This window comes from Brevibacillus sp. FSL K6-0770, from assembly GCF_038000275.1.
In the GTDB taxonomy this organism is placed as follows: domain Bacteria; phylum Bacillota; class Bacilli; order Brevibacillales; family Brevibacillaceae; genus Brevibacillus; species Brevibacillus parabrevis.
In genome coordinates, this window is the sequence record NZ_JBBOBQ010000001.1 from 908,723 (window position 1) to 929,177 (window position 20,455).

The 20,455-nt window shown below is 52.2% G+C and carries 21 protein-coding genes; 13 read left to right on the forward strand and 8 right to left on the reverse strand.

What is annotated here, in order from left to right:
* Positions 1 to 14: 14 nt before the first annotated feature.
* Both NST23_RS04620 and NST23_RS04625 read right to left on the reverse strand, forming a co-directional pair.
* Complete coding sequence (locus NST23_RS04620; RefSeq protein WP_122966230.1) at positions 15 to 1,259, reverse strand: MFS transporter; 1,245 nt, start codon at positions 1,257 to 1,259, stop codon at positions 15 to 17.
* Between the two features lie 141 nt (positions 1,260 to 1,400).
* Positions 1,401 to 1,562 (reverse strand): hypothetical protein, encoded by a 162-nt coding sequence (locus NST23_RS04625; RefSeq protein WP_167470374.1) that lies wholly within the window; start codon positions 1,560 to 1,562, stop codon positions 1,401 to 1,403.
* Positions 1,563 to 1,719: 157 nt separating this feature from the next.
* Here NST23_RS04625 and NST23_RS04630 point away from each other — a divergent pair, with 157 nt between their 5' ends.
* Both NST23_RS04630 and NST23_RS04635 read left to right on the forward strand, forming a co-directional pair.
* Entirely contained in the window at positions 1,720 to 2,058 is a 339-nt protein-coding gene (locus tag NST23_RS04630; RefSeq protein WP_122966229.1) for a toprim domain-containing protein, read from the forward strand.
* Positions 2,059 to 2,127: 69 nt separating this feature from the next.
* Positions 2,128 to 2,346: a hypothetical protein gene (locus tag NST23_RS04635; RefSeq protein WP_229049826.1), complete on the forward strand. Its 219-nt coding sequence runs from the start codon at positions 2,128 to 2,130 to the stop codon at positions 2,344 to 2,346.
* A 40-nt stretch (positions 2,347 to 2,386) separates the two neighbouring features.
* Here NST23_RS04635 and NST23_RS04640 read toward each other — a convergent pair whose 3' ends face one another.
* On the reverse strand, positions 2,387 to 3,166 hold the full coding sequence (locus NST23_RS04640; RefSeq protein ID WP_063230485.1) for an undecaprenyl-diphosphate phosphatase: 780 nt from the start codon (positions 3,164 to 3,166) through the stop codon (positions 2,387 to 2,389).
* A 202-nt stretch (positions 3,167 to 3,368) separates the two neighbouring features.
* On the opposite strand from NST23_RS04640, the gene NST23_RS04645 reads away from it, so the two are divergent.
* Together NST23_RS04645 and NST23_RS04650 are read left to right on the forward strand one after the other, a co-directional pair.
* Positions 3,369 to 4,286: a CvfB family protein gene (locus tag NST23_RS04645; RefSeq protein ID WP_280649095.1), complete on the forward strand. Its 918-nt coding sequence runs from the start codon at positions 3,369 to 3,371 to the stop codon at positions 4,284 to 4,286.
* Between the two features lie 437 nt (positions 4,287 to 4,723).
* A complete protein-coding gene (locus tag NST23_RS04650) occupies positions 4,724 to 5,779 on the forward strand; it encodes a tetraprenyl-beta-curcumene synthase family protein (protein WP_122966226.1) in 1,056 nt (351 codons plus the stop codon).
* Positions 5,780 to 5,790: 11 nt separating this feature from the next.
* Here the strand turns inward: NST23_RS04650 and NST23_RS04655 are convergent, their stop codons facing one another.
* A complete protein-coding gene (locus NST23_RS04655) occupies positions 5,791 to 5,964 on the reverse strand; it encodes a DUF5325 family protein (RefSeq protein WP_217022472.1) in 174 nt (57 codons plus the stop codon).
* Between the two features lie 118 nt (positions 5,965 to 6,082).
* Between NST23_RS04655 and NST23_RS04660 the strand changes: the two genes are divergently transcribed.
* Positions 6,083 to 6,703, forward strand: a complete 621-nt coding sequence (locus NST23_RS04660) for a PilZ domain-containing protein (RefSeq protein WP_063230480.1) — start codon at positions 6,083 to 6,085, stop codon at positions 6,701 to 6,703.
* Positions 6,704 to 6,961: 258 nt separating this feature from the next.
* Complete coding sequence (locus NST23_RS04665; RefSeq protein WP_122966225.1) at positions 6,962 to 7,171, forward strand: hypothetical protein; 210 nt, start codon at positions 6,962 to 6,964, stop codon at positions 7,169 to 7,171.
* Between the two features lie 6 nt (positions 7,172 to 7,177).
* Here NST23_RS04665 and NST23_RS04670 read toward each other — a convergent pair whose 3' ends face one another.
* From NST23_RS04670 to NST23_RS04680, 3 genes are read right to left on the reverse strand one after another with little or no spacing between them, the layout of a single operon-like run.
* Positions 7,178 to 8,428: an MFS transporter gene (locus NST23_RS04670; RefSeq protein ID WP_173597116.1), complete on the reverse strand. Its 1,251-nt coding sequence runs from the start codon at positions 8,426 to 8,428 to the stop codon at positions 7,178 to 7,180.
* Positions 8,429 to 8,487: 59 nt separating this feature from the next.
* Positions 8,488 to 9,633 carry a winged helix-turn-helix domain-containing protein gene (locus tag NST23_RS04675; protein ID WP_242772603.1) on the reverse strand — a complete coding sequence of 382 codons (1,146 nt, stop codon included), beginning with the start codon at positions 9,631 to 9,633 and terminating at the stop codon, positions 8,488 to 8,490.
* Positions 9,624 to 11,360, reverse strand: a complete 1,737-nt coding sequence (locus NST23_RS04680) for a sigma-54 interaction domain-containing protein (protein ID WP_173598658.1) — start codon at positions 11,358 to 11,360, stop codon at positions 9,624 to 9,626. Before NST23_RS04680 ends, NST23_RS04675 begins: the two co-directional genes overlap by 10 nt.
* Positions 11,361 to 11,611: 251 nt before the next feature.
* Between NST23_RS04680 and NST23_RS04685 the strand changes: the two genes are divergently transcribed.
* The 7 genes from NST23_RS04685 to NST23_RS04715 all read left to right on the forward strand — a co-directional run bounded on the left by NST23_RS04685 (position 11,612) and on the right by NST23_RS04715 (position 19,405).
* Positions 11,612 to 12,532 carry a proline dehydrogenase family protein gene (locus NST23_RS04685; protein ID WP_063230470.1) on the forward strand — a complete coding sequence of 307 codons (921 nt, stop codon included), beginning with the start codon at positions 11,612 to 11,614 and terminating at the stop codon, positions 12,530 to 12,532.
* A gap of 100 nt (positions 12,533 to 12,632) precedes the next feature.
* Positions 12,633 to 13,562 carry a DNA-3-methyladenine glycosylase family protein gene (locus tag NST23_RS04690; protein ID WP_122966221.1) on the forward strand — a complete coding sequence of 310 codons (930 nt, stop codon included), beginning with the start codon at positions 12,633 to 12,635 and terminating at the stop codon, positions 13,560 to 13,562.
* Between the two features lie 117 nt (positions 13,563 to 13,679).
* On the forward strand, positions 13,680 to 15,035 hold the full coding sequence (brnQ, locus tag NST23_RS04695) for a branched-chain amino acid transport system II carrier protein (protein WP_173597113.1): 1,356 nt from the start codon (positions 13,680 to 13,682) through the stop codon (positions 15,033 to 15,035).
* A gap of 221 nt (positions 15,036 to 15,256) precedes the next feature.
* A complete protein-coding gene (locus NST23_RS04700; protein ID WP_063230467.1) occupies positions 15,257 to 15,952 on the forward strand; it encodes a response regulator transcription factor in 696 nt (231 codons plus the stop codon).
* Entirely contained in the window at positions 15,952 to 17,412 is a 1,461-nt protein-coding gene (locus NST23_RS04705) for a sensor histidine kinase (protein ID WP_173597112.1), read from the forward strand. Before NST23_RS04700 ends, NST23_RS04705 begins: the two co-directional genes overlap by 1 nt.
* A 145-nt stretch (positions 17,413 to 17,557) precedes the next feature.
* Positions 17,558 to 17,932, forward strand: a complete 375-nt coding sequence (locus tag NST23_RS04710; protein ID WP_122966218.1) for a hypothetical protein — start codon at positions 17,558 to 17,560, stop codon at positions 17,930 to 17,932.
* Positions 17,933 to 18,388: 456 nt separating this feature from the next.
* Positions 18,389 to 19,405: a S66 family peptidase gene (locus NST23_RS04715; RefSeq protein ID WP_173597111.1), complete on the forward strand. Its 1,017-nt coding sequence runs from the start codon at positions 18,389 to 18,391 to the stop codon at positions 19,403 to 19,405.
* A 55-nt stretch (positions 19,406 to 19,460) separates the two neighbouring features.
* Here the strand turns inward: NST23_RS04715 and NST23_RS04720 are convergent, their stop codons facing one another.
* Complete coding sequence (locus tag NST23_RS04720) at positions 19,461 to 20,387, reverse strand: DMT family transporter (RefSeq protein WP_217022468.1); 927 nt, start codon at positions 20,385 to 20,387, stop codon at positions 19,461 to 19,463.
* Positions 20,388 to 20,455 lie beyond the last annotated feature (68 nt).

A 20,455-nucleotide genomic window follows, 5' to 3' on the forward strand; every position in this document is an offset into this window, starting at 1 on the left:
CACCAATCGCGCATTCATAGCGAAGCGGATTGGTGTTGCTCACGGGATGTTCGTTTGATGATGGCAAAGCCTGCAGCAGACATGACGACGAGGAACAGGCTGCTCGCGAAAAACAGTTGTTCAACGGGCCAGCTGCCAAGCCATATGGCCCCGAGACTGCTGGACAGCATGGAGAAAAAGGTAAAGAAAAGCATGTTGATCGAGAAAATTTTTCCTGTACTCGCTCCCGCCTTGACCTGAATGGCCGTGACGGTCGGGATGCCGATAAACGGTCCGCCGACCCCGGCTACTGCGGCTCCGAGAAAAGCGACCCAGTGCATCGCCCCGCCAGCGGCGAGCAGCATGAACCCGCCAGCTTGCAACGTCCAGCCGATCATGATGACAAGCAGGTACTTCGTGTAGTACGCACGGGACATGTAGAGGCTGCCGAGCAGATTGCCCACCCCGTAAAAGCCCATCAGCATCGCGAGCGTACTGCCGTTGCCTTGTTGCATGCGCTCGGCCAGAAAAGGAAAGCCGACGCTGTAGCAAACTTGCCAGACGAGAAAGCCCATGTTGCTAAACAGCAAAATCAGGAACAACATCCGGCTTTTTTTCAACTCTCGCACGCCTGTGGCAATATCGCGCACATACTGTCCGGGAGTCATTTTGGCAGCCGGACCGTTCCGCGTATCGGTCAAAGAGACGCGAATCGCATACAAGAAAACGACAGACAGCAAGTAGCTCGTAGCGTTGACAAAAAACAGAGCGGAAAGCGGAACGATGGAAGCGATAAGTCCGATTGTCATCGGCGCTGCGATCCGAACGGTGCGAAAAGTCGTGTCCAGGATGGCATTCGCGCGTCCAAGCTGTTCGAGTGACACGACGGTTTTCAGCGCGACAGTGCGGGCTGGTTGAAACAGGCTGGAGAACAAGCCGAGTAAAAATTGCGCGACCAGAAAAAAGGAAAACTGCTCGATGCCCATGGCGGCCATGATGCCAACTCCGATCGCCACAAAAATACGGGCGACGTCGGCCCCGACCATCAGCAGGCGCGGATTGTACCGATCAGCCAGCACGCCGCCGATCAGGTAAAAAAGCAGTCCGGCCACCATTTCCGGTATGGCCAGCAAGCTGAGCGCCGTCCCTGACTTGGTCGCTTGCAGCAAGTACCAGAGCAAAGCAAAACTGTAGCATTGGTCGCCGATGTTCGCAGTCAATTGCGCCAGCCACAGCTTCAAAAAAGACGGATTCTTCCATAATGATGCCGATGGGTCCACAAGTAATCGCTCCGTAATCAGAAAGTTTTGATCTTAGCGTAGCAAGGCGGAGCAGGAAAGTAAAGGAGCCAGCGGGTGTGCTTTTTTTGGCAAACGTGGACGCATGGAAAAACGGCTTCTGTGGAAGAAGCCGTTACACCGTTACCCTTGTGTGGTGTTGTCTTCGCGATTGTGCTGATTGTGTTGCTGGGAAGAGCCTTGGTTGCTTTCGGTATGCGTATCATCCGCCACCGTGCTGCTGGTCAGTCCGCTGACAGCCAATCCTTTTTGGTTCAAGTTTTTCGCGCTTTTGAATTTGGACATCGCGTGTTCCCCCTTTATAACGTGGCTTCTTTATTTACGATGTCTAGCTTGCGGCATAACTACTCGCCCCACATTTTCCCGCAGGGCGACTGTCTTTCCTAAAGGCGCAAGGTATACTATAGAAAGAAAATGCTTGAGTGATAAAGGAGGGGATGGCATGGGGAAGTGTGTCATCATCGTGGAGGGGAAGACAGACAAGGAGCGATTGCTTCGCGTACTGGCCGAGCCTGTGACCATCTTTTGCACGTTTGGCTCCTACAGTCAGGAGAAAGGCGAACAGCTTCTGGCCCAGGCAGAATCGGCGGAAGAAGTGTATTTGTTTACAGATGAAGATGACAGCGGAAAAAAATTGCGGGCGAGCTTATCCGAAGACTTCCCGCACGCCGGACATCTGCACACTCCGAAAATGTACCGGGAAGTGGCAGACACGCCACTTCCTGTTCTGGCGGAAATATTGGAACGGGCCGGATTTGCCGTGATCGTGCCGGCTCCTTGATCTGGTACAGAGATCAGGGGATAAAACCTCCCTCCATCGGCTATAACAGTAGTAAATGGATTGGTGGAGGTGCAAAGACACTTGCGCGGCTTGATGACGTTTTTGAACAGGATGAACATCCTGGTATGGCTTGTGGGTATTTTTATCGCTCATGCGCTGCTTTATCTCGCCTTGGGAACAGCTACGTGGCTGGCAACTTCCCTTTTGGCGACCGCTTTTTACGGGATTATTCTTTTGGTAGGCAAACTGATCGCCAGTCGTTATCCTGACAAGGAAGAGAGCAGATAAAAAGCCGGCTATGGCGCAGCCGGCTTTTTTCCTTTTGGCTTCACCAGCCGAGATATTGCATCGCCAAAATCAGTGCTCCCAGTACCCAGACGTAAACGGCAAAGCCTTTCATCGAGCCTGTGCTGATGATTTTCAGCATCCAGCGAATGGCGACGTACCCGGCTAGTCCGGCGCAGATTGTTCCGACGAGCATCGGGATCAGGAGGGCGGTATGGAGTGGCGCCGCCGCCAGCTTGGCTGTTTGCAGCACACATGCCCCGAGGATGGCTGGCAAGGAAATCAAAAAGGAAAAGCGGGCAGCGTCAGCCCGATCAATCCCGCGCATGAGCGCTCCGGCTATCGTCAGTCCGGAACGGGAGATGGCGGGAAGAATCGCCGCTCCTTGCAAAGTGCCGATGATCAGGGCATCCGCATAGCTGATGTCGTCGAACTTTCGCTGGCCGCGCCGCATGGACTCTACAGCCCAAAGAATCGCCCCTGTCGCGAGAAACTCCCAGCCGATGGTGATTCCGCTGCGGGAAATTTCTTCAAAATAGTCCTCGAACAACAGGCCAATCGCCGCAGTCGGGATCGTTCCGACCACGAGCAGCTTGGTCAGCTTGGACAACGGGTTCAAGACGATATAGCGGATTTGCGGCCAAAACACGATGACGACAGCGATCAGCGTGCCGAAATGGAGCATCGTGTCAAAAAGCAGCCCGACCTCCTGCATGCCAAACAGCTTTCGGAACAAGACGAGGTGGCCTGTGCTGGAGATCGGCAAAAATTCAGTCAAGCCTTGAACAATCCCGAGAAAAATATGTTCAAGAAGTACGAGCATGGATAGCGGTCACTCCTGTCTGTTGGCAAAATGAAACCGGGGTACAAGCCGGGTCTTACTGTCATATGTATGTTCGCGAAGACGAGACTTGCCTTTTTTTAGGCGGAAGCTTTGTTCTCGCGAGAAAAAAGTAGTGGTATTTTCCTGGCCGGGATGGGTATAGTTAGTGTGCATATAGGAAGAGAGTGAGGAAGAAAGAAGCATGTACAAAAAGACAAAACGCGAGCCGCAGAAGGTTGCTGCTGCTGCTACTGGCAATTTGCAGGCGGGCATGACACTGGAAATGAAGGTGGCGCGAAAGACCGAGATCGGCTATTTCCTTCGCGCGGGCGACGACGAAGTTTTCCTGCACGAAAAGGAAGCGCACGAACGGTTGCATTTGGACGATGAGGTGGAAGTGTTTTTGTACCACGACCACGAGAATCGATTGGCCGCGACGATGGATATGCCGTATGTCGGCATGGGCGAGTATGGCTGGCTGGAAGTTGTGGACATTTCCCCGCGCATGGGAGTTTTCCTCGATAACGGGATCAAAAAAGATTTGCTTCTGTTCGTCGACGACCTGCCCAAGCTGAGCGATGAGTGGCCGCGCCCGCGGGATCAGATTCTCGTTACGTTGAAACAGGACAAGCTCGGACGTCTGCTGGCCAAGCCTGTGACAGAAAATGAAGTAACCAAAATTGCCGCCATGGCAGGAGCAGAGATGCTGAACAAGCAGGTGGAAGGCACGGTCTACAAAGTCATAGCGGCAGGCGCGTTTTTGCTGACGGAGGACGAGCATATTTTGTTCATTCACCGCGATGAGATGGTTGGCCGACTCCGTTTGGGCCAGACTGTGACCAGCCGCATCAGTTATGTGCGCGAAGACGGCAGGCTGAACGGTTCCATGAAGGAACGCAAAGAAGTGCAGTACGGCGAAGATGCCGACAAGCTGCTGCGCTATTTGATCAATCGGGACGGAGCCATGCCTTATACAGACAGTACCGAACCGGATATCATCCGCGAAAAGTTCCAGATGAGCAAATCCAGCTTCAAACGTGCGCTTGGCAAGCTCATGAAAGAGCGTCGGGTGGAACAAGTAGACGGGTGGACGAAAATCGTTCGTCACGAGGAAGATTAATAAAGCGAAACCCTCTCAGGTGCGCGCACTGCTTCAAGCCGAAGCCAAGCGCCAGAGAGGGTTTTTTGTTATTGTGGCGAGAGAATGGAAAGAATTGTAACACTTGACTAAAAAAACTGCAAATTCCCATTGAAAAATATAGTAAAATAGGAAAGGCAACGTAGGTGAGTGGAAGAGTAGGCAGGCGGATTGCCTGACGCAATTGTCTATCTATTTAGAAAAAGAGGGTCGCTCAAAGCGCTGTGCTTTTGTGCGTTAAGCTGCTGCATTGTCAGTTCGCGCTGTCATGCTTCCTCCGTTTGCTTTCAGACAAAAAAAGTTCATCCATTCCCTTCATAGAAAAGCAAAAAGAAGACGAGGATATGGCAAGGGTGACTTTTGGAGTGAGGATGCAAATGTGGTAAGATATTTCTATTGTTGTTTGGGGAGGGAAGCATGTGAGCGAACTACGCAATCCATGGCAGTTACTATACCGGGTCTATCGTCACGTTCAACCTGTTCTGGAGCGGGAGTTTGCGGCTTGGTACCGAAAAGCGCAGGCCATTCCGAATCCTGAGCTGGGAAAACAGGCGCAAGACAGCATGAACTCCAAAAAGTTTCACTGTCAGGGTGGATGTGTGTACGCCGCACAGGTCATTCCTTACGTGGAGACGATTGTGCCGTTGATCGTAGCTTATCAGACGATCAGCGACTACTTGGACAATTTGTGTGATCGAAGCACGTCACTAGACCCCGAGGACTTTCGTCAGCTGCATTATTCCATGCAGGATGCATTGACGCCTGGCGCGCCTCTGCGGGACTACTATTTATATCGGGAAGACAAGAATGATGGCGGCTTTTTGGCGGACTTGGTGCAAACCTGTCAACGATATGCGGCCAAACTGCCTGCTTACAGCAAAATTCAATCCAAGGTACTGACCTTCTCCTGTCTGTACAGCGATTTGCAGGTGCACAAACATATCGCGCAGCATTTGCGTGAGAAAGCGTTGCTCGATTGGTGGGACGATCACAAGGAACGCTTCAGTTATTTGCAATGGCAAGAATTTGCGGCGGTCACTGGCTCGACGATCGGGATTTTCGCTTTGTTTTGCCTGGCGACAGATGAAAAGGTAAACGAGGAAACAATCGAGGCAGTCAGCGAAGCGTATTTTCCTTGGCTCTGCGGATTACATATTTTGCTTGATTACTTGATCGATCTGGAAGAAGACAGACTGGGCGGAGATTTGAATTTTGTCAGCTATTACGAATCCGAGCAGGTAGCGACGGAGCGCTTGCAGTTTTTCATAAAACAAGCAAAGGCAAGCGTTAAACGCTTGCCAAATCCTGCATTTCACCGTATGATCGTGGACGGGTTGGTCGCATTTTATCTGGCAGATCGCAAAGTAAACCGCAGCCAGCCACACATATATACCATCGCTAGACAGCTGCTGAAACAGGCAAAAGGACTGCCTTCTGTCCTGTTTTACGTGAACAGCCTGCTTGTACGGCGATAACGGAGAAGAGGTTAGCGCATATGCTTGCGCTTGTACGAAAAGCCAAATCCCATCAATGAGAAGGCAACAACGATACAACCAAGGATACCGAGGGGGCTTTTTTCCCCGATGGAAATGCCAACTCCGATGAGACAGGCGGTTACGCAAAATGCCAAAGTCAGTGTTACCATTTGATAACGATTCATCGGTTTGTAACCTCCTATCTGTCAATGTTCCCATTATACCTTATTTTCCGCGAAAAGCATCCAGGGAAAGATTCCGGAAAACCTAGTAAATTTTTGTACGAAGTGGTGGAGAACGTAGATGGAAAGCATTATACAAATTAGAAAAGGGAATCAATTGGTGGAAGGCCACGTGACATACGAAGAAGGAGATTTAATCGAAGCGGTCTTCCCCCAACACTTGGATGTGACGGTCGGTGATCAGATTCCATGTCTGTTGACCGCTGATTATGAAACCATCAGCAACTTTGAAGCAGTCGTCGTGGCGCGGGACAAAAATCGGCTGTTTTTGTTCCATTCGCCAACGGCCAGCGAGTTTCGCGAGCAACGCAGGCGCTATCCCCGCTTCGATATGGAAGTGAAGGGCTGGATTCAATATCCGACCCAAGAGCCGGATTCGTTTTTTTCCGTATACAGCCAAATGGTGTATTTGGTGAACCTGAGCCTGGGCGGACTGGCATTTCGGGCGGACAAACCTGTTCCCGTCGAGCAGGCGCTTGTCTTTTCCTTTGAGTTGTACGGGCGCAACAGACCGGATGGGGTCGTAATCTCCGAGTTGCAAATTATTCATGAGCGGATTGAAGCGCCGCATTATTTTTACGGCTGCACGATCAAAGGGATCAACGCGCGACATTTCCACAATTTGCGCAAATACATTTTGCACAGGCAGATTGAGGAGCGCCGAAAAGTGAAAATCGAATAACTCATTTCGTGAATTGGTCAGCGGGACCAATTTTTTTTTGCAATTGACAACGGCTTCCCATTCGTTACTACCTCATTCCGATCCTGATCTTTCAGTCATTTGTTCACTCGGAAGTGTCAGTGCAATCGCTGGCTGTCATTGTTCTGCATTTTTTCATGACGACGCTGCTCGTATACGGGCTGTTGAGGCTGGTGGCCGGACGACTGGGCTGGCGGGATGACATGCTAAAATGGAATGTGCTCGCTGCTACTTTGGCGAATGTCGGTTACTTCGGTTTGGCTGGTCTTGCCTGTCCTGATCGCCTGGCCGCTCGCCATGTGGATGAGCGAGAATCCAGTAGAGAGAGCGGTGATGATCCTGATGTTCGGGATGCCGACCTCTTTGAACCTGTTGTTGCTGGCAAAGGATCAACGGCAAGATACGAACGGGTTTGCGATGATTATTTTGCTGACGACGGTCAGGGCCTAAACGAAGTTATCCCGCTTGTCGAGAAGAGGCAGGAGAAGAATTTGCTGCCCGATTTCCCCAAATCCAGCGTTGCAGCACAATGGCAATTCCCCCGACAGCTGCGACGAGCAAGCCTATCCATAAAAAGCTTTTCGCCGGACCGAGCCAGGTCATCAAACCGCCGCCCATGAGCGGTGCGACGATAAATGTCACGCTGGAAAGCGAATCAATAATGCCCCGTACGCGTCCGAGTGCGTGTATGGGCGTTTCTTTTTGAATGAGGTAGTTCAGCCCTACGGAAGTCAACCCTGTCCCGATGCCGGCGAGCAACGAAGCCAGCAGCAGCCAGTAGATGGCCGACCCTGGCTGGAAGAGGCCGATCCAGGAAAAGCAGATGCCAATCAGCAGAACGCCGCCGCCAAGCACCCAGCCGTACGAGCGAATCTGGCCCAGCCGATGCAGCCATGTGATCGTCAAAAGCGCACCGAGTCCGATGACACTGACCGAGTAGCCGACGATCTCCGGACGATTCGGCACCTTTTCGCGGAAGATGACAGGAAGCTGCGCGTCTGCCAATTGAATCGCCATCATGGCGAGCAGCGAAAAAAGCGCGCTTACGAGCAAGACCCGATTTTGCAAAAAGACAGCCCAGCCTTCCTGCCAGGCGACGCGAAGCGAAACGGCTTTTTCTCCCGAGTCCGAGGCGGATTTGGGAAGGCGTCTCTCCACATTGCGAATCGTCAGCATGAGCAAAGTAGAGACGACATAGCTCGCGGCGTTGATCATGAGACAAATCGCGGGTGTCAGGATCGCGGCGATCGTCCCGCCGATCAACGGCCCGATCAGCTTGGCGGTTTGATAAATGCCTCCGTTCAAGGAAGCTGCCCGCAGCAGATGTTCAGGAGAAACAATTTGCCGCGTCAATGTCTGGTGGGCAGGATCGTTGAAGACGGAAGCGCAGGAGCGCAGGGCGATGACGAGCAGAAACGACAGCGGGTCAGGCATGGCGAGCAAAAGCAAGGTGAGGCTGGCCTGAACCATGTTGGCCGTCATGATCATCCGGACTTTGTGCACCCGATCAGCCAGCACTCCAGCAAATTGTCCGAGCACAATACCGGGAGCAGCATACGCAATCGGCAAGAGAGCCATCGTCATCGGATCGGCCTCCCAGACGTAGCCCAAAAAAATGGCGACAGCAATAAAATCGAACCAGTCTCCCAGCGTGGAAAGACCGTACGCAGTAAGCAGTGTCCGAAACGCCTTGTTTTTCTGTAACAAAAAAATCCCTCCATCGCATCGTGCTGATTTGATGATAAAAGGGATTTGTCAGAGGATTATCAAAAGCGGACGGACAGTTTGTGGATGATCGACTTTTTCAACTGCTCGAATTGGTATTGCGAGGATAAATCGTCCCACATTTTCTGATAGCGGCTCTCCCATTTGGCATCGCAGGGGAAGCGGCGGAAAAACAGCAGAATGTTGTGTACGGCGTAAATCAGGTGCGGGACAAATTGGGTGGACCGGATGACTTCGACACCTTCATCGACCAGCCGCCTCGCTTGAGCTGTCTCTTGACGGTGATATTGGCAGAAGCCTTGCAGCACTTTGAAGCTGCCCAGCTCCCGTTGCATCGGAACCTTTTGCAAAATGACAGAAGCTCTCGCCAGCTTGCTCTCGGCTATCTCAACTGAATCGGACAAAAGCTCCATCCAAGCTTCCTCTGCCAACAAAAAAAGCGTGAAGCTTTCCGAATCCATTTGTTCCACGATTTTTCGCGCGCGGACCGCCTGCTCTCTGGCAAGCTGTTCTTCACCCGCCTGGATGTAGAGGGCGACGGCGTTGATTTGTATTTCGTCGCGAAATATTTCCGGCATCTCCGCTTGTCTTTTCCCTACCTCCTGAAACACATGGATCGTTTTGCGCCCATCCATTTCCGTCATGTGGTAGAGGTGAAACAAATAAAACAGCTTTTCGCTCATCGGTGAATCCGTGTCCTCGATAAACCAGGCAAAATCCCCGACGACAAAGCGGATGTACATGGCGTAAAAAGGGTCCAGCTGAAATCCGAGAATTTCTTGATTGGCTGCGAGAGTCTGTAGGGCTGCGCCCATCCCCATTCCATGGTAGGTGGACAGCATTTGCCGGATGTGATCGGAAAAGTTTTCGTTCAAAGCATGGAGCTGGGGCGGCGGCTGATGCTGCTTCCATGTCAGGCGGTAGCCTACCCCTCGCACTGTGTCGATGGTGAATAGATGGGACCATTTTTGCAGCTTTTTGCGCAGCCGATAAATGTGGTCGTCAATCGTCCGGTCTGTCGGATTTTCCAGCGGCCATACGGCGTCGAGCAAATTTTCCCGGCTGAAGGTCCGGTTTTTCCAGCTGTACATGTATTTCAGCAAGGTGTATTCTTTTGGCAAAAGAACAACGTTTTCCCCGCCGTAACGAACTGCAAGCTGGTCATCCTGCCATGAGATCAATTCCATCTGAACGACTCCTCATCAAGACCGTATTTCTTCATCTTATTGTAAAGGGTGCCCCGTGAGATGCCGAGCAGCTCGGCTGCCGCCTTTTTGTTTCCGTACGTGCGTTCCAGAGCTGCGATCACGCGCTCTTTTTCCGTCTGTCCGGGGGGATGATGCATCGCCAACGGATTTGCCGGGACGTGCACAGGACGCGTTGCTGCCGGGGCGCTGTACGTACTGTTTATGGACGCAAAAGCAGCGGGAGGAATCTCTTCATGCTGGGAGCGAATCGCGCTTGGCAAATGCTCCGGGGAGATGACGCCGTTTTCTTGCAGGATCGACAGGCGTTCAATGACATTCCGCAACTGCCGAATATTGCCTGGCCAGCTGTAGTCGAACAAAGCCTGCATCACCTCTGACGCGATGCGCGGCACGGCTTGCTCATGCACGACGGAATACTCGTGGATGAAGATTTGGACAAGCTCCGGCAAATCTTCGCGTCTGGCGCGCAGCGGGGGAATTTCCAGCGAAAAGACGTTGAGCCGATAATACAAGTCTTCGCGAAAACGGCCGTCTGACACCATCTGTTCCAGTTGGCGGTTGGTTGCTGCTACGATGCGGGTGTTGACGGTGATCGGCTCGGTTCCCCCTACGCGGTAAAATTGCCGCTCCTGCAGGGCGCGGAGCAGCTTGACTTGCAGCTCCAGCGGAAGCTCCCCGATTTCGTCGAGGAAAAGCGTGCCGCCATGGGCCAGCTCCAGCTTGCCTGGCTTGCCTTTTTTCTCCGCTCCGGTAAAAGCGCCCCCCTGGTAGCCGAACAGCTCGCTTTCAAACAGCGCTGCCGGAATCGCTCCGCAGTTGATGGCGACAAAAGGCTTCTCCCGCCGTCTGCTGGCTTGGTGAATCGCTTTGGCAAACAGCTCTTTGCCCACGCCGCTTTCGCCGTAAATCAGCACGGTGGCGTCGGTTTGGGCGACCTTTTTCGCAGAGCTGATGGCGGCCTGAATGGAAGCGGAATGCCCTTTGATCACGTAAAAAGGATCATCCGCCGCCTGAAATCGGCTCATTTCCTGCTGCAAGTTGTGCAGGTGGGCGGTCGTGTGCGCCAGCTCCTCATTCAGCCGGACAAGCTCGGTAATATCCTGTTCAATCGAGATCGCCCCGATGATCTGCCCATCCTGGCGAATCGGTGCGGCATTGATCAGGACGTGGCTGTCCGGGCGAGGAATATGGTACACCCGTTGAACAGACGTGCCCTGGCGCAAGGCGTCCAAAAGGCGGATGGACTCGCTGGCAAAGTGCTCGTCAAGCGAGGTGCCAAGCACTTGATCCCGGTCGATCTCGTAAATGGTTTCAGCGGCCCGGTTCCAATACTGGACGATATTGTTGGAGTCGACGATCGTAATGGCTTCGCTCATCGTGTCCATCAAGGTGCTGAGCAGGACAGACTGGTTTTGCGTCAAATTGACAAAGGCGGCCAGCAATTGATTCGGCAAAACAATGCCTGTTGCCCGTCGTTCCCTATCGACCGTGACCAATGTGGGCGTGGGAGTAGTGGCGAGTGCCAGGCGGATATGTTCCAGACACTGGGCAAGCGTCGCGGTCGCGGGAACACAAATCACCGCTACATCACGCTCGCCGTCGCGCCATACACCCTCCTTTTCGCCTTCGCGTATTTTAATATCAAGAGGATTGACTGGAATTGCCAAGTCCGAGACAACACTATCCAGTGAGAATAGAGGTTTCAAATCGTCACTTCCTATCCACACTAACAGGTAAAAGGGACTGGTCATCTGCTTAGCCCTTACCCGTCAGTAATTGTAACTAATCAGAAGTGTACAAGAATAGACACGAAATGTACATATGTGTTGAAGTGTATGTACAGCAGTCGTGCTCCATCATGATTGGCAAAGTCAAGATATCACGGAACCAGGCTGTGTTGGCACGGTTTATGCTAGTACAAATGATGCAGAGTACGTTGAGGAGGAGACAGTCAACGATGGAACAAGCTATGAAGGATTTTTTCTTATTCTTATCCAAAAATAAAGCGATGAATGCGGCTGCGAAAAAATGGGGTCTGCGCTTCGGGGCCAGCCGTTTTGTATCCGGTGTCACGATTGCAGAAGCAATCGCTGCTGTACGCAAGTTGAACCAGCAAGGTCTTGTTTGCACACTCGACCACTTGGGTGAATTTGTTTTCAGCCTGGAAGAAGCAAACGAGTCAGCTGACTACTGCATCAAAACATTGGAAGCGATTCACCAATCCGGTGTCGATTGCAACCTGTCGCTGAAAATGACTTCGCTCGGTCTGGATATCAGCCGCGAGCTGTGCATGACAAACATGAGACGCATCCTCGATGCAGCGAAGAAAAACGGCAACTTGTTCGTGCGGATCGACATGGAAGATTACGCACACAACCATGTGACGATGGAAATCCTGAATGAGCTGCTGGAAGAATACGACAATGTCGGAACGGTTATTCAAGCTTACCTGTACAAGGCTTCCGATGATATCGACAGCCTGAAAGACAAAAAGGTGAACTTCCGTCTGGTAAAAGGCGCTTACAAAGAGTCCGCGGAAGTCGCTTACCCGAACAAGCCGGATGTAGATGAGAACTACAAAAAAATCATCAAGCAACACCTGCTGAATGGCGGATATGCTGCCGTAGCCACACACGACGACAACATTATCGCTTATGTCAAACAACTGGAAAAAGAATACAACATTCCGCGTACACAGTTTGAGTTCCAAATGCTGTACGGTATCCGCACGCAATCCCAGATCGACCTGGCTCGCGAAGGCTACAAAATGCGCGTATACGTGCCATACGGAAATGACTGGTACGGCTACTTCATGCGTCGTCTGGCAGAAAGCCCGGCAAACGTGAAGTTCGTGCTCAAAGGAATGTTCTCGAAGTAAACCGCATACAACGCGTGAACCACACCCCTGGAGCTTTTCAGGGGTGTTTTGTGTTAGGATGAAGCCAAGAATCTGCCTTTGAGTGAAAGGGGTTATTTTCGTGCACGCATTCCAGATCCCGCTTATGCCTCCGTACTCCTTCGAACGACTTTTTCAACGGCTGCAAACTCATCCTGATCCCCAACTGGAAGTACAAGCAGAAAACAATCTGCTCAGGCGCGTTTTTCGGGTCGGGTCACGCCCGGTTTTGACCAGCTTGCAATTTGTGGGAAGTATCGATCAGCCAGTCTTGCAGGTCGGGACGACTTCGGCTTTGTCAGCAGAGGAACGAGACGAGCTGGTGCGCACGATCCGTCACGTTTTTTGCGCTGACCTCGACCTTTTGCCGATTTATGAACAAATGCAGGAAGAAGCTGAACTGGCTGTTCTTGTCAAACGGTTTCGCGGCCTGCGCTTGATGCACGACTCCGATCTGTTCCAGTCGATGGTCAAAACGATTATCGGTCAACAAATCAATCTGACCTTCGCGGCGAATTTGACGCAACGGTTGCTGGCATTGGCAGGCGATGAGGTCGTGGACGAGCGCGGGGTGAAGTTTCTCGCTTTTCCTACCGCGGAAGCAGTCGCCAGGCTCGCTGTGGAAGATTTGCGTCCCTTGCAGTTCAGCCAGCGCAAAGCGGAGTATATCATCGACTACGCGCGTGCGATTGTCGATGGAACCGTGGAGCTGGAGCGGCTGTGGGCGATGGAAGACGAGGAAGTTGTGGCTCATCTGACTGCCTTGCGCGGAATTGGCCGCTGGACAGTGGAGTGTCTCTTGATGTTCGGAATGGGCCGTCCCAATTTGCTGCCCGCCGCCGATATCGGACTGCGCAACGGGATTTCGCTTGTATATAAACTAGATACAAAGCCGGATGAGAAAGAAATTCGCCGCATGGGAGAACGCTGGGAACCGTGGCGAAGCATATATTCTCTATACATTTGGGAAGCGGTAGGCGCCGTCAAGCGCAAAGAGGTCTGGGAGGAATAATTGTCACCTTTGACGAAAAATTCTTTACTTTTCAACAAATTACAGTTGATAAATGAAGAAAAATTAAGTTATACTAATAAAAATTTTATAAAAACCAACAATATGGTGGGGAGTAACATGAGAGATTTAACAAAGAGAGAAACCATTACTGTAGGACTTATGCTGTTTGCTTTGTTTTTTGGAGCCGGAAACATGATTTTCCCGCCAGCGCTTGGACAGGCAGCGGGTGAAAATGTATGGATTGCCATGCTCGGCTTTATTGTGACCGGGGTGGGCTTGCCGCTCCTCGGGGTGATCGCCGTAGGATTGGGCGGCGGCAATCTGCAAGCGTTGGCAGGGAGAGTTCATCCTCTGTTTGCAACCGTCTTTACGTTTATTGTGTATTTGTCGATCGGGCCATTCATGGCCATCCCGCGAACAGGTACGGTTACTTACGAAATGGGCGTTCTGCCGTTTTTGTCTGAATCGGCAAAAGGAAGCCCGCTTCCGCTGCTTGTGACCACGATTGTTTATTTTGCGATCACGTTTTGGCTGGCATTGAATCCGAGCAAGCTTGTAGACCGAATTGGGAAAGTTCTGACTCCTGCTTTGCTGATCATTATTGGCATCATGTTTTTCAAATCGCTCCTTCAACCGATGGGCGAGGTAGGAGTGGCGACGGGAGATTACCAGCATACCGCCTTTTTCAAAGGGTTTGTCGAAGGCTATCTTACGCTGGATGCGTTGGCCGCGATGGTATTCGGTATCGTCGTCACTGCTGCTGTAAGGGAAAAGGGCATCACTGACCCGAAAAAGCTGACATGGTCGACCATCAAGGCGGCTGTCATTGCAGCGATCGGCTTGGGGCTTGTCTACCTGGCGCTGGGATACATGGGGGCGACCAGCTATTCATTGGGACAGTCCGATAATGGCGGACAAATTTTGACGGGCGCTGTCCAGCATCTGTTTGGTCCGCTCGGCAATCTGTTGCTCGGCGGCGCGGTATCACTCGCTTGCCTGACGACTTCTGTCGGGCTGGTGACGGCATGCAGCCGCTTTTTCTCCCAGCATATCCCGGGTGTTTCCTACAAGACAATGGCAATCATTTTGAGTGTGTTCAGCGCGGCTGTTGCCAATGTAGGGCTGACGCAGCTGATCGCGATATCCGTTCCGGTACTCATGGCGATTTATCCGCTGGCGATTGTCTTGATGCTCGTATCGTTTTTCCACAAATCATTCAAAGGCTACGCCGCTGTTTACCAGGGGGCGATTATTGCCACAACGGTGGTCAGTTTGTTGGATGGATTTGCGCAGGCTGGCATCAAGATCGCGGCGCTCGCGCCGATTTTGGAGCATTTGCCGCTGCACAAGGAAGGGATCGGCTGGCTGCTTCCTGCCATCGCCGGAGGGCTGATCGGCTATCTATGGGGCAGCTTGCGTCCCGGTCGCAAAGACGGACAAAAAGTGTTGGAGCAAAAACTGGGCAAGGTGTAGGCTTTGCTTTGCCGATCGATCAGATGAAGAAAAGACGACGCGCCGCCTTGCAAAAGGGTCTGGCGCGTTTTTTGTCGCTTGTTCACTTCCTGCTATTCCCGGACAGTTAGGACTTCTATCCGTCCACAACGAGGATGATCTGTGTTACCATGGGAAAAAGCTGTAGCGTCTGCAACGGCACCTTTTTCCTATGCCGTTCAAAGGAAAGGAGGTTGTTAGCCATGGCCCAAATGAAGGTCCTCGTAGCTGATGACGATCCAAATGTACGCGAAATCATTCGCCTTTATTTTGAAAAACAACAGTTCGAGCTTGTCGTCGCCAAGGATGGACGGGAAGCTCTTGCCCTTGTAGAGACGGAACAACCCGATGTTTTGATTCTGGATGTCATGATGCCGCAAATGGACGGTTTTGAGGCGTGTCGGGAAATTCGCAAAAAATGGGATACGCCGATTATTATGCTGACGGCAAAAGATGAGGAATTTGACCGTGTGCTCGGTCTGGAGCTGGGAGCGGACGACTATGTGACCAAGCCGTTCAGCCCGCGCGAACTGGTGGCGCGAATCAGGGCGATCATGCGCCGCCTGCAGCCAAAGCCGAAGGTCGAGGAGGATGCGCCGCGCATTTTCAGCTTTGAGCAGTTGACGATTGACCTGGACAAGCGGGAGGTCATCGTCGCGGGAGAAAAGGTCAGCTTTCGCCCGAAAGAATTTGATTTGCTCGTGCAGCTGGTTAAATCGCCAGGCAGCGTATGGTCGCGCGAGCAACTTCTCGAACAAGTGTGGGGCTTCGATTATTTCGGAGACGTCCGCACCATCGACGTTCATATCAAAAAGATCAGACAACGGCTGGAAAATCTCCCGTATGAGTGCATCCACACAGTCTGGGGGATCGGCTACAAGTTTGGGGTGGAGAGCTGATGCTGGGCACTTCCAAAAGCATTTTCCGCCGTCTGCTGTTCAGCTTTTTGGCTACTGTGCTTGTCGGACTGGGCATTTCCGGCATCCTGCTCTCCTTTTTTGCGAGGGAGTACATTTACAATTCCAAGGAAGAAGAATTGCTGCGGATGGCGAAAAAGGTCAACGTCGCGATTCACGACAGCAATCGGGTGAACAAGGAGTTGCTGGACAAGCTGGCGATGCTCGACGAATCGTTTGACACCCGGATATGGCTGTTCAACAAAGAGGGGAAAATTGTCGCGACTTCGATGAAGGACGAAGTTTTCACCGGAAAGTCGGTCGCTGTCTCCATCGCAGACAACGTGCTGAAAGGCAAAAATGCGGTCACGGAATTGAAAATCGAAGGACTGGAGGACCCGATGCTCTCAGTCTCTGTGCCGTGGGGCGAGGGGGAGCAGGTGTACGGGGGAATCATCCTGCATGCTCCAATCGAAGGGATCGAGAAAACGTTCGGGCAAATGCGCGAGTCGATTTTATGGGCTACGCTGTTCGGCGTTGTGCTGTCTACGGCGATGGTTTCCTACTTGTCCTGGTCGATTTCCCGCCCGTTGCGCACGATTGAGCGGACGGCTGCGGAGATCGGCAGGGGCAATTACGCAGAGCGCGTCCAGGTCGATACGCACGATGAAATCGGCGATTTGGCTCACACGATCAACACGATGGCGGAAAAGCTGGAAAAGGTCGAACAGGAGCGGCACCATCTGGAACAGGTGCGCAACGACTTTCTCGCCAATGTGTCGCATGAGCTGCGCACGCCGCTGACGGCGATGCAAGGATTTTTGGAGGCATTGCAGGACGGACTGGTAGAAGATGAGGAAGCGCGGCAAAAGTATTACGCCGTCATGTACTCGGAGACGATGCAGGTGAATCGTCTGGTCGACGACTTGATGGATTTGATGAAGCTGGAGAACAACGAGGTCAATCTCGCCAAGTTCCCGGTCGATGTGGCAGAGGTCATGAACCGCGTAGCTTTTTCATTCCGGCAAGAGGCGGAAGAAAAAGGGCTTCAACTGGTAGTCGAGGCCGAAGCGGAGCTGCCGCGCATCTACGCGGACAAGGATCGGGTCGCGCAAATTTTGAAGAACCTCGTGAAAAATGCGCTGAAATTCACTACGGCTGGCGAAATCCGGATGACCGCCGGGCTGCAGGAGCAATGGATGCGCATCCAGGTGCAGGATACGGGGATGGGGATTGCTGCGGACGATCTCGACCGGATTTGGGAGCGATTTTTCAAGGTGGATCGCGGTCGCTCCAAAAACAATAAAGGTACAGGGCTTGGACTTGCCATCGTCAAAGAGCTGGTAGAGCTGCACGATGGCGTGTGTCGCGTGGAAAGTGTGCCGGGGGAAGGCAGCACCTTTACTATTTTGTTGCCGATCATGCCGGTATCGCCCGTATCGCTCGTCAAACAGGGACCATGACGCTGCTTGCGGTCATGGTCATACTTTTTTCATAATTAGATCATGGTTTTTTCCTATTCTCCTTACAGAATGGTTATCTTTGCCCGTTACGATGTTCTTGTGACGGCGAGAAGGTCACGAAGCCAAGGATGAAAGGAGAATGAGCATGAATAAAAAATGGATTTCCATTGCAGCTGTCGCATTACTCCTGTCTGGAAGCCTGGTTGCCTGCTCCAGCACAACAGGGACGCCTGAACCAGCGACACAACAAGAAGGCACCAGTCAAACGACACCAGCTACAGGTGATGGACAATCGAGTGACAACTCGGTTTCGGAGGACAAATCGACGTCTGATGCATCGAGCAACAGCTCTGATGCGACAACAGGCGGCTCGGATAGCACAAGCACGTCATCTGACGCACCAGCGGCTGACAGCAACAGCTCAGACAGCAAGTCTGACGCAGGCGCTGCTGGAACGACAGGAACGGAAAACAGCGGATCAGCCGATCAGTCTACATCAACTGATACGAGCAAGCAGTAACGATTCGATTCGCCAACTGGAATCACGTTTGTAATGTTTGTTGAAACTCCTCTACTTCCCTCCCGTTTTATATAAATGGTTGACGGCTCCGTGCTGTCCCGGCTGTCGAGAAAGTCTCGGCAGCTATTTTTTTTGCTGTGGCATCTGATCTGGCTGAACGGGAATCATCCGGCGGAGAAAGAGCGTCCAGCATGGGTCACTATAGCGCACGCGTAAAGGGCTACTCCATCAAAAGTGGAGTAACCCTTTTTTCTGCACAGCCTAGCTGGTTTCGATACACGCATATGTATTGGAGAAAATCCGTTTTTCGAGATCGTTTTTCTTTCACTGGGTGTTGTTCCAACATGGATAGCAGTCGGCTTTTCAAATGGTCAGGGAGCAAAGCGCGTCATCCATATCCATCTGCTTTTTGTCTGATTTTACGATAAAATGGAAAAAAGGCGAGGGGGGAACATTGTGATTACATATCCGGTCTTGAAAAAAGGCAGCACAATCGGCGTAACGGCTCCATCGTCCGGGGTGCCGGCTGAATTGCATGAACTGCTTACACTTGCCTGCAAACGAGCGGAGGAACGGGGCTATTCAACCGTTTGCAAAGACACAGCATGGACGCAGCAAAAAGCAAGGTCGGCTGATGCAGCCATCCGCGCAGCAGAATTTAATGCCATGCTTCGCGACGAAAACATCGATCTGATCATCCCTCCATGGGGTGGCGAACTGTTGATTGAAATTCTCGATCAGCTCGATTTTGAAGCATTTCCGGCCAAATGGGTGCTTGGCTATTCCGATATCAGTCTGTTGTTGCTTGCGATTACATTGAAAACGGGTGTAGCCACGGCTCATGGCACCAATCTGATCGACTTGCGCGGGGAGAGCATGGATGCGACGACAGCCCAATGGGAGGCTGTACTTTCGACCAAAACAGGCGAGCAGGTTGTACAAGAGGCGTCCGAATACTACCAGGCAGAGTGGCAGCACGACAATCCATCACCTTATGTGTTTCACCTTACTGAGCCGACTCGTTGGAAAACGACCGAATCAGAGCCAGTACATGTGACGGGGAGGCTGCTTGGCGGTTGCATAGACACGATCCGGCATGTGATCGGAACACCTTACGGGGATGTAGCGCGGTTTCAACAAGCGATGATTCAAAATGAACAACTGCTGTGGTATTTGGAAAACTGTGAATTGTCGGCTGCCGACTTGCGCAGATCGCTTGTCCAGATGAAGCTGGCAGGCTGGTTCGCTCACTGTGCCGGGATCATGTTTGGACGCAGTGCAGCGAATCACGCTGTTCAGGGCTATACAGCAGAGGACGTGTACCAGGAGCTGGCGGATGAGCTGCGAATCCCGATTTTGTACGATATTGATTGCGGACATATGCCTCCGCAAATGACGTTTGTCAATGGAGCGAGAGCCACGGTCGATATGGCTGAGGGAAGAGCGAAGGTTACGCAACATTTTTGCCCGTAGCGGCATGGAAAAAAGGACAGCGAGCGAGTTGCCAGCTGTCCTTTTTCGCGTTTGTTTATGATCTTTTCGCTAAATCGGCGGCTTCAGTGGCAGTGCGCTTGCGCAGATTGGACAAGGCTACGCCGAGAAAAATGAAGGCAGCTCCAACGAAAAAGCTGGTGCCCAGGTGTTCGTGGAGCAACAGCCAGCCGAGAAAAGCTCCGACAATCGGCTGGACGAAAAAGAAGCCTGCGCCACTGCCAGCTTGCATAAGCTCAAAGCCCTTGTTCCACAAATAAAACGCTCCGGCAGTCGAGATTAGCCCGATATACAGGATGCCCCCCCAAATCTCCCAGCCAAATTGCCACGATATCGGGGTGACAGATAGCTCCCAGAGCATGACAGGACTTGTGAAGACGAGCCCGAACAAAGCGACATACGTTGTGACAAGCAGCGAGGAATAACGCTGCGTCGCTTTTTTGCTAAGGACGGTGTACAGCCCCCAGCTTACAGCTGCGACCAACAGAATCAGGTTTCCCGTCAATGACGATTGGGCATCCGCCTGATCTGGCACACCGATTACGATGATCACGCCAACCGTTGCAAGCACGATTCCGGCGGCTTGCTTGAAGTGAATGCTTTCTTTCAGCAGCCAGACGGCAAAAATCGCAATAAAAGCTGGAGACGCGGAAGTAATCAGGGCGCCCATATGCGCCGTAGAGAGCTTGGTGCCGAGAAATTGGGCTGCAATCGAGATCGTGACCCCGACAAAAGCAATGCCCATGAGCAACGGATAATCTCTTTTCTGAACGACTTCCTTGCGGGCCAAAGCGAATGCTCCCAACACGAGCAAAGCGATGCCGAATCGCAGGATCAACAAAGTAAACGGCGGAATGACTTCCAGTACGACTTTGCTCACGACATACACGCCGCCCCAAATCGCTGCCGCAAGTGTCAGGCAGATGGCGCCAAGCAATGACTGTTTCCATGGTGAATACGACATAACAACAATCCCTCCCGGAATGATCTGATCCGTACAAATAGGCTTGTATAGCCGGGAGGCAGGAAAAA

Bases quoted from the DNA above. Each gene is read 5' to 3' on its own strand.
- NST23_RS04625 (WP_167470374.1), bottom strand. From the start codon at position 1,562: ATGTCCAAATTCAAAAGCGCGAAAAACTTGAACCAAAAAGGATTGGCT.
- NST23_RS04630 (WP_122966229.1), top strand. From the start codon at position 1,720: ATGGGGAAGTGTGTCATCATCGTGGAGGGGAAGACAGACAAGGAGCGA.
- NST23_RS04640 (WP_063230485.1), bottom strand. From the start codon at position 3,166: ATGCTCGTACTTCTTGAACATATTTTTCTCGGGATTGTTCAAGGCTTG.
- NST23_RS04645 (WP_280649095.1), top strand. From the start codon at position 3,369: ATGTACAAAAAGACAAAACGCGAGCCGCAGAAGGTTGCTGCTGCTGCT.
- NST23_RS04655 (WP_217022472.1), bottom strand. From the start codon at position 5,964: ATGAATCGTTATCAAATGGTAACACTGACTTTGGCATTTTGCGTAACC.
- NST23_RS04660 (WP_063230480.1), top strand. From the start codon at position 6,083: ATGGAAAGCATTATACAAATTAGAAAAGGGAATCAATTGGTGGAAGGC.
- NST23_RS04665 (WP_122966225.1), top strand. From the start codon at position 6,962: ATGTCGGTTACTTCGGTTTGGCTGGTCTTGCCTGTCCTGATCGCCTGG.
- NST23_RS04675 (WP_242772603.1), bottom strand. From the start codon at position 9,633: ATGGAATTGATCTCATGGCAGGATGACCAGCTTGCAGTTCGTTACGGC.
- NST23_RS04685 (WP_063230470.1), top strand. From the start codon at position 11,612: ATGGAACAAGCTATGAAGGATTTTTTCTTATTCTTATCCAAAAATAAA.
- brnQ (WP_173597113.1), top strand. From the start codon at position 13,680: ATGAGAGATTTAACAAAGAGAGAAACCATTACTGTAGGACTTATGCTG.
- NST23_RS04700 (WP_063230467.1), top strand. From the start codon at position 15,257: ATGGCCCAAATGAAGGTCCTCGTAGCTGATGACGATCCAAATGTACGC.
- NST23_RS04705 (WP_173597112.1), top strand. From the start codon at position 15,952: ATGCTGGGCACTTCCAAAAGCATTTTCCGCCGTCTGCTGTTCAGCTTT.
- NST23_RS04710 (WP_122966218.1), top strand. From the start codon at position 17,558: ATGAATAAAAAATGGATTTCCATTGCAGCTGTCGCATTACTCCTGTCT.
- NST23_RS04720 (WP_217022468.1), bottom strand. From the start codon at position 20,387: ATGTCGTATTCACCATGGAAACAGTCATTGCTTGGCGCCATCTGCCTG.